This is a genomic window from Hydrogenophaga sp., assembly GCF_030158645.1.
Classification (GTDB): domain Bacteria; phylum Pseudomonadota; class Gammaproteobacteria; order Burkholderiales; family Burkholderiaceae_C; genus Hydrogenophaga.
Genome location: NZ_JAOASO010000114.1, coordinates 1 through 7,275, shown reverse-complemented (window position 1 = coordinate 7,275; position 7,275 = coordinate 1). Strand labels below are relative to the sequence as shown.

The following is a 7,275-nucleotide window of genomic DNA, read 5'->3' as shown; positions in this document are numbered from 1 at the left end:
GGGGGAGTCCGAACCCGAACCCGTTTGTGGCCGTGTGGCCGGGCTGAGCAGCGCAGGGGCGCGGGGATCAGAGGTCCGCATGTCCGAAGGCCGCGCAGCGGACAAGTTTGCGGACATCCCCCGCGACACGAGCAGCGCAAGGAAGCCCGCAGGGCCCCGGACTTCGGCTCGCTTTTCTTTTGGCTACTTTTCTTTGGCGAAGCAAAGAAAAGTAGCTCGGCCGCCGGGCCGAGACCCGGCCTGCCACGAAAGAAAAAACACCACTTCAAAAGACAAAGAGATCAGAAGTGAATCCCCCGCATCATCTGCTGCATGGCCACCGCCTCCGCCGACAACTGCTGCTTCGCCCCCTTCTCCCCCTTGGCCGCCGACGAATCCGGGAACATGCGGAAGCTCGTGTTCATCACGATCTGCGCCACCCGCGGCACCATGGCGTGCATCACCTGGCCGGTGATGCCCAGGCGGGTGGCGATGCGCACCGGCTTGAAGATGCAGGCCTGCGCGATCATGTCGGCCGCTTCTTCGGGTGAAAGCGTCGGCACGTTCTTGTAGATCTGGGTCGGCGCGATCATGGGCGTGCGCACCAGCGGCATGTTGATGGTGGTGAAGCTGATGCCCTGGTCGGCGAACTCGCTGGAGGCACAGCGCGTCCAGGCGTCCAGCGCGGCCTTGCTCGCCACGTAGGCGCTGAACCGGGGCGCGTTGGTCAGCACGCCGATGGAGCTGATGTTGACCACATGGCCCTTGCGTTTGGCCACCATGCCGGGCAGCAGGCCCATGGTCACGCGCAGGCAGCCGAAGTAGTTGAGCTGCATGGTGCGCTCGAAGTCGTGGAAACGGTCGTAGCTGCCTTCGATGGCGCGGCGGATCGAGCGGCCGGCGTTGTTGATCAGGAAGTCCACGCCGCCGTGGTTGGCCACCAGCAGCTGCACGAAGCGGTCGGCGTCCGCCATGTCGGCGATGTCGGCCGGGTAGGCGACGAACTCGTAGCCCTTGTCTTTCGCCTCCTTGCAGGCTTCGTCGAGCTTGTCCTGATCGCGCCCGCAGATGATCGTGATGGCGCCCGCCTCGGCGAACTTGTGGGCTGCTGCGAGACCAATGCCCGAGCTGCCGCCGGTGACCAGCACCACCTTGCCCGCCACCGTGCCTTTGAGGCTGCGGTCGATGTGCAGGTCGGGGTCGAGGTGGCGTTCCCAGTAGTCCCACAGGCGCCACGCGTAGTCCTTGAAGTTGGGGCACGCAATGCCGCTGCCTTTGAGCGCGGCCAGCGTGTCGCGGCAGTCAAAGCGCGTGGGGTAGTTGACGAAGGTCATCATCTCCTCGGGCAAGCCGAGGTCTTGCATGATGGCCTTGTAGACGCGGCGCACGGGCGCCAGCGCCATCAGGCCCTTCTTCACGCTCTTGGGAATGAAGCCCATCAGCGCGGCGTTGATGAACAGGTTCATCTTCGGCGCGTGGGCCGCCTTGCTCAGGATGTCGAGCACGTCGCCCACGCGGTAGCCCATGGGGTCCACCAGGTGGAAACAGGCGCCGCTGCTGCGTTTGAGGTGGCTGATGTGGTCGAGTGCATCGACCACAAAGTCCACCGGCACGATGTTGATGCGCCCGCCCTCCAGGCCCACGCTGGGCATCCACGGGGGGAGGATCTGGCGCAGGCGCTGGATGAGTTTGAAGAAGTAGTACGGCCCGTCGATCTTGTCCATCTCGCCGGTCTGGCTGTCACCCACCACGGCGGCCGGGCGGTACACGCTCCACGGCACCTTGCATTCCTGGCGCACGATCTTCTCGCTCTCGTGCTTGGTCATGAAGTAAGGGTGGTCCAGGCCCTCGGCCTCGTCGAACATGTCTTCTCGGAACACGCCTTCATAGAGCCCTGCGGCGGCGATCGACGACACATGGTGGAAGTGGCCCGCACCGATGGCCTTGGCGAACTCCACCGTGTTGCGCGTGCCGTCCACGTTCACCGCGATCTGACTCTCGGCGTCGGCTTCGAGGTCGTACACCGCAGCCAGGTGGTAGAAATGATCGATCTGCCCTTTGAGCGCTTTGGTCTCATCGGCCGAGACGCCCAGCTTCTTCGACGTGAGGTCGCCAAACACCGGCACCGCCCGCGCCGCGCCCACACCCCAGTACTCGCGCAACCCAGCCACCTTGCCTTCGCTTTCCTTGCGGATGAGGAAGTGCACCACCGAGCCCTTGCGCTGCAGCAGCTTGGCCACCAGACGCTTGCCGATGAAACCGGTGGCACCGGTGACGAAGTAATGCATGAAGGTCTCCTGGAAACAGATGGGGTGTGAGCAATGCAAAGCGCCTGCCATTCTGGTCCACGAAGCAGCGCGCCCCATTCCGCAAAAACCCGCGTACGCCGCGCCGGCATTAGTCTTGCGCCCCTACACAGGGCGTGGGGCCTGCCCGTACAGTGGTTGCACTCGGGCCCCGGCCTGTCCATCCATCTCAACCCGCAGGAGCACACCATGGTCAAGAAGATCCAGAAAAACGGCAGCGACAAAAAGGCTTCGGCCCAGGCGTTCAACTCCCCACTCTCCGGCGCCATCAAGGACTCGGCCCAGCAGATCTGGCTGGCCGGTCTCGGCGCTTTCGCCAAGGCGCAGGAAGAGGGCGGCAAGGCCTTCGAGTCGCTGGTCAAGGAAGGCCTGTCGATCCAGCGCAAGACCCAGGCCGTGGCCGAAGAGCGCATTTCCGAAGCCACCAACAAGGTCAGCAGCATGGCCACCGACATTTCCTCCAAGGCCTCGGGCCAGTGGGACAAGCTCGAGTCGATCTTCGAAGAGCGCGTGGCCAAGGCCCTCAACAAGCTGGGCGTGCCCTCGGCGCGCGATGTGGACGCGCTGATCCAGCGCATCGACGCGCTCAACCAGCACGTGCAGCAACTCGCCGGCAAGGCCCCCGCCAAGACCGCAGCCCGCAAGGCCGCACCTGCGAAGAAGGCGGCTGCCAAGCCTGCAGCCAAGAAGGTGGCGGCCAAGCCCGCCGCCCGCAAGACAACCCGCAAGGCCGCTGCGGCGTAAGCGCTGTGAAGCCTGAGGGCCGCAACGAAAACAGGGGCGTTCGCGCCCCTTTTTTGCGTCTGCACGCCATGCTGCAACGCAGCACTTTCCGTGGCCTCAGCGGTCTACACTCAAACGCATGACGACACCGCACGACGCCCACCCCGAGCCTTCTCCCAGGCCGGCGAAAAGTCGTTCGGGCAAGGCCGCTGTGCCTCGCATTGCCCTGGCGCTCGCCGGTGGCGGACCGCTGGGCGCCATCTACGAAATTGGCGCGCTCTGTGCACTGGCCGACAGCCTGGAGGGCCTCGATCTCAACCGCTGCGACCATTACGTCGGCGTGTCTGCGGGGGGCTTCATCGTGGCGGGTCTGGCCAACGGGATGACACCTCGGCAGCTCTGTGAAGCGTTCATCGAGGACCGCCGCGGCACCGACAACTTTGACCCAGCCTGGCTGCTCAAGCCCGCATGGAATGAGTTCGGCGGCCGACTGCAGCGACTGCCCGGGCTGCTGGGCAGCGCGCTGTGGGCCTGGGGGATGAAGGGCAAGGACTTCACCAACGCGTTCGAGCGGCTCGGCGCAGCCCTGCCCACCGGTGTGCTGGACAACGAAGGGATCCACCACCAGATCGAGCGGATGTTCAGCCAGCCCGGGCGCACCAACGATTTCCGCCGCTTGCGCGCGCGCCTCACGCTGGTGGCCACGCAACTCGACACCGGCGAGGCCGCGCCGTTTGGCAAGGCCGGGTGGGACCATGTTCCAATTTCGCGCGCGATCCAGGCCAGCGCCGCCTTGCCCGGCCTGTTTCCGCCGGTGGAGATCGACGGTCAGCACTACGTGGACGGTGCACTCAAGAAGACCTTGCACGCCACCGTGGCGCTCGATGAAGGCGTGGGCCTGCTGCTGTGCCTGAACCCCCTGGTGCCCTTTCGCGCGCATGCCGTGGGCGAGCAGACCGACCACATTCCTTCGTTGGTCGAGGGTGGTTTCCCCGCGGTGATGAGCCAGACCTTCCGCTCCATGATCCATTCGCGGTTGGAGCTGGGCATGAAGAACTACGAGCGCCTTTACCCGGGCAGCGACATCGTGCTGATCGAGCCCGACCAGCGCGACGCCAAGCTGTTCACCGCCAACACCTTCAGCTACCGCCAGCGCCGCGAACTGGCCGAACACGCGTATCAGCAGACGCGCAAGATGCTGCGAGAGCGACAGGCCGAGCTGGCGCCCAAGCTGGCGCGCCATGGCGTGACGCTGAACACAGCGTCGCTGAACAATGCTGACCTGCACCTGGTGAAAGAACCGTCCGTGCCCGCCCAGACCGCGGTGGGGCGGCAACTGCACGCCACCCTGGACGACCTGCAGCGCCGGCTCGGCGAACCGGCCCTGGGCCGCTGAGCGCCATGGCCAAGAAAGCGCCGCGCCGCACCGCCGAGCGCATCCTCGAGGTCACGCTCGAGCTCTTCAACCGCTTCGGCGAGCCCAATGTCTCGACCACGCTGATCTCGGCCGAACTCGGCATCAGCCCGGGCAACCTGTATTACCACTACCCGGCCAAGGACGAGCTGATCAACTCGCTGTTCGAGCGGTACGAAAAAGCGCTGGGTGAGTTGTTGGGCGCCAGCGAAAGCGTGCGCAACGTCGAGGACGCCTGGTTCTTCCTGCACTCGCTGTTCGAGATCATCTGGGAGTACCGGTTTCTCTACCGCGATCTCAACGACCTTCTCTCGAAGAACCGCATGCTGGAGACCCATTTTCAGGACGTGCTGAAGAACAAGACGCGCGCCATCCGCCAACTGCTCGCGGCCCTCAGCCGCCACAGCGCGGTGACGATGGACGCGCGCGAAATGGAGCCCACCGCCGACAGCATGGTGGTAGTGCTCACCTACTGGCTCAGTTTTGAGTACGTGCGCGATCCGCGACACGCACTGGAGCCCGACAACGCGCAGCAGGCCCTGATGCGTGGCGCTTACCATGTGCTCAACCTGCTGGCGCCCTACCTGGAGAGCTCGCAGCGGCAGCACCTGATCCATCTCACGGCGGCCTACAGCCCCAGCGCCTGACGCAAGAGGAGACAACGATGGACAACTGGACCCCTTTCCCCTGGACCCAGAACCCCCGGTTTGATGCAGCCCACCTGCGGCGCCATTGGGATCGCCTGCACCTGAGTGACGCCGAACCCTGGCCCGAGCGCGCCGATGTGCTGGCGGCCTGGGTGCTGTTCCACAACGGCGAGTTCCAGCGTGCCACCGCCGAAGGCCTGGCGCTGGGCGATGCCGGCATGAACGTGGCCAACAAGGCCACCTGCATCTACGCCAACTACCTGGAGCCGCGCGAACACGCCCGCCAGCAACTGCTGCTGGAGGCGGCGACCCGCGCCGAAGCACTGCAGAAGCGGGAACCGAACAACGCAGGTGCGTGGTACTGGCACGCCTACTCGCTGGCCCGCTACAGCCAGTGCATCAGCGTGGCCAAGGCGCTCACGCAAGGCCTGGGCGCAAAGATCCGCCAGGCGCTGGAGACCACCATCGCCCTGGCGCCCCGCCACGCCGACGCACACCTGGCATTGGCGGGTTACCACGCGGAAGTGATCGACAAGGTGGGCGCGCTGGTGGGTGGCATGACGCACGGCGCCAACAGGGACGCCGGGCTGGCGCTCTACCAGAAGGCCCTGGCGCTCAACCCCGACTCCGCCATCACGCTGTCCGAATACGCCAACGGCCTGATCATGCTGGATGGGCACAAGCGCATGGACGAAGCGCGCCACCTTCAGGACCGCGCCGCTGCGGTGCAGCCGCTGGATGCGATGGAGCAGCTGTACGTGGCTTCGGTGCGCCTGGTGCTGGAAGGGTAGGACTCCTTCGCATCACCGCCGCGCCATAATCGCGCCCCATGGAAACCAAGTGGCTCGAAGATTTCGTCAGCCTGGCTGAAACGCGCAGCTTCAGCCGCTCCGCGCAATTGCGCCACGTCACCCAGCCGGCCTTTTCGCGGCGCATCCAGTCGCTGGAGGCCTGGGCGGGCACCGACCTGGTGGATCGGTCGTCTTACCCCACCCGTCTCACGCCCGCTGGCCAGACCTTGTACGACCAGTCGCTGGAAATGCTGCAGTCCCTGCAAAGCACCCGCGCGATGCTGCGGGCCCACACAGCGGCAGCGCAAGATGTGATCGAATTTGCCGTGCCGCACACGCTGGCTTTCACGTTTTTCCCATCGTGGCTGTCGGGTCTGCGCGAAACCTGTGGTCCGATCAAGAGTCGCCTGATTGCGCTGAACGTGCACGATGCCGTGCTGCGGCTGGTGGAAGGCAGTTGCGACCTGCTCATTGCCTACCACCACGAATCCCAGCCGATCCAGCTCGATGCCAACCGCTACGAAATGCTGCCGCTGGGCCGCGAGTTGCTGGCGCCCTATGTGAAACCCACCGCTGCGGGCGCTCCCAGCCATGCCCTGCCGGGACTGGTTCACCAGCCACAGCCGTACCTGGCCTATGCGCCCGGCGCTTATCTGGGACGCGCGGTGGACCAGATGCTCAAACAAAGCAGCGTTCCGGTGCACCTGGACCGCATCTATGAGACCGACATGGCCGAAGGGCTCAAGGCCATGGCGCTGGAAGGCCACGGCATCGCCTTTCTGCCGGCCAGTGCGGTGCGCAACGAAGTGGCTGCGCGCAAGCTGGTCTCTGCCGGCGGCGGACTGGAGACGGCGCTGGACATCCGCATCTACCGCGAGCGGCCCGCTGCGCGCAAGGCCAAGGGCCCGGTGGAGAAATTCTGGAGCGACCTTCAACAACGGCTGGGAGCCTCCTGAACGTTTTCGCTTGAAGTCCTATCGTCAACCGGCGAGCCCGACCATTGGGGTAAATTCGGACATGAACGGTTTGCATGACCGGCGCTGCAAACGGCATTGGCTTTCACCAACGGCGCTGGCTACATTGGCGGGCTGACCTGAATCCAGACCTTTACCCAGTGGGGTTTCCCGGGTGGTACGGAGGTTGCATGCAACGCATGATTCGTGGTCCCCGTTGTTGATCGTGACCACATCCCGACGACAAACGTTCACCTTTCGTTTTTTTCACAAGCAAGGAGATAGATATGAAGAAACACCTGCTCGCATGGGCCGTGACCGCACTGGCCGCCAGCAGCGCCCTGGCTCAAACCGGCGACACGCTGGCCAAGATCAAGGCGTCCGGCAGTGTGTCCCTGGGCGTGCGTGAGTCGTCCGGCCTGGGCTACACCCTGGGCAACGGCAAGTACGTCGGCTTCCACA

The 7,275-nt window shown here is 64.9% G+C and carries 6 protein-coding genes and 1 pseudogene; 6 read left to right on the top strand and 1 reads right to left on the bottom strand.

Translation table 11 applies throughout. The annotated features are described in order from the left end of the window. Window positions 1-281: 281 nt before the first annotated feature. Window positions 282-2,267 carry an SDR family oxidoreductase gene (locus Q1W68_RS12885; protein ID WP_300716909.1) on the bottom strand — a complete coding sequence of 662 codons (1,986 nt, stop codon included), beginning with the start codon at window positions 2,265-2,267 and terminating at the stop codon, window positions 282-284. 207 nt (window positions 2,268-2,474) lie between these two features. Here Q1W68_RS12885 and Q1W68_RS12880 point away from each other — a divergent pair, with 207 nt between their 5' ends. The 6 genes and pseudogenes from Q1W68_RS12880 to Q1W68_RS12855 form a co-directional block, all read left to right on the top strand. Continuing rightward, the gene (locus Q1W68_RS12880; protein WP_300654421.1) at window positions 2,475-3,029 is read left to right on the top strand and encodes a phasin family protein; all 555 of its coding nucleotides are present in this window, start codon (window positions 2,475-2,477) and stop codon (window positions 3,027-3,029) included. A 118-nt stretch (window positions 3,030-3,147) separates the two neighbouring features. After that, window positions 3,148-4,404 carry a patatin-like phospholipase family protein gene (locus tag Q1W68_RS12875; protein WP_300654418.1) on the top strand — a complete coding sequence of 419 codons (1,257 nt, stop codon included), beginning with the start codon at window positions 3,148-3,150 and terminating at the stop codon, window positions 4,402-4,404. A gap of 5 nt (window positions 4,405-4,409) precedes the next feature. After that, window positions 4,410-5,069 (top strand): TetR/AcrR family transcriptional regulator, encoded by a 660-nt coding sequence (locus Q1W68_RS12870; protein WP_300654415.1) that lies wholly within the window; start codon window positions 4,410-4,412, stop codon window positions 5,067-5,069. A 17-nt stretch (window positions 5,070-5,086) separates the two neighbouring features. Further along, window positions 5,087-5,860 carry a hypothetical protein gene (locus Q1W68_RS12865; RefSeq protein WP_300716908.1) on the top strand — a complete coding sequence of 258 codons (774 nt, stop codon included), beginning with the start codon at window positions 5,087-5,089 and terminating at the stop codon, window positions 5,858-5,860. Window positions 5,861-5,898: 38 nt separating this feature from the next. Then, the gene (locus tag Q1W68_RS12860) at window positions 5,899-6,816 is read left to right on the top strand and encodes a LysR substrate-binding domain-containing protein (protein ID WP_300651305.1); all 918 of its coding nucleotides are present in this window, start codon (window positions 5,899-5,901) and stop codon (window positions 6,814-6,816) included. A gap of 284 nt (window positions 6,817-7,100) precedes the next feature. Continuing rightward, window positions 7,101-7,275 (top strand): annotated as a pseudogene (locus Q1W68_RS12855) (amino acid ABC transporter substrate-binding protein); the annotation flags it as partial.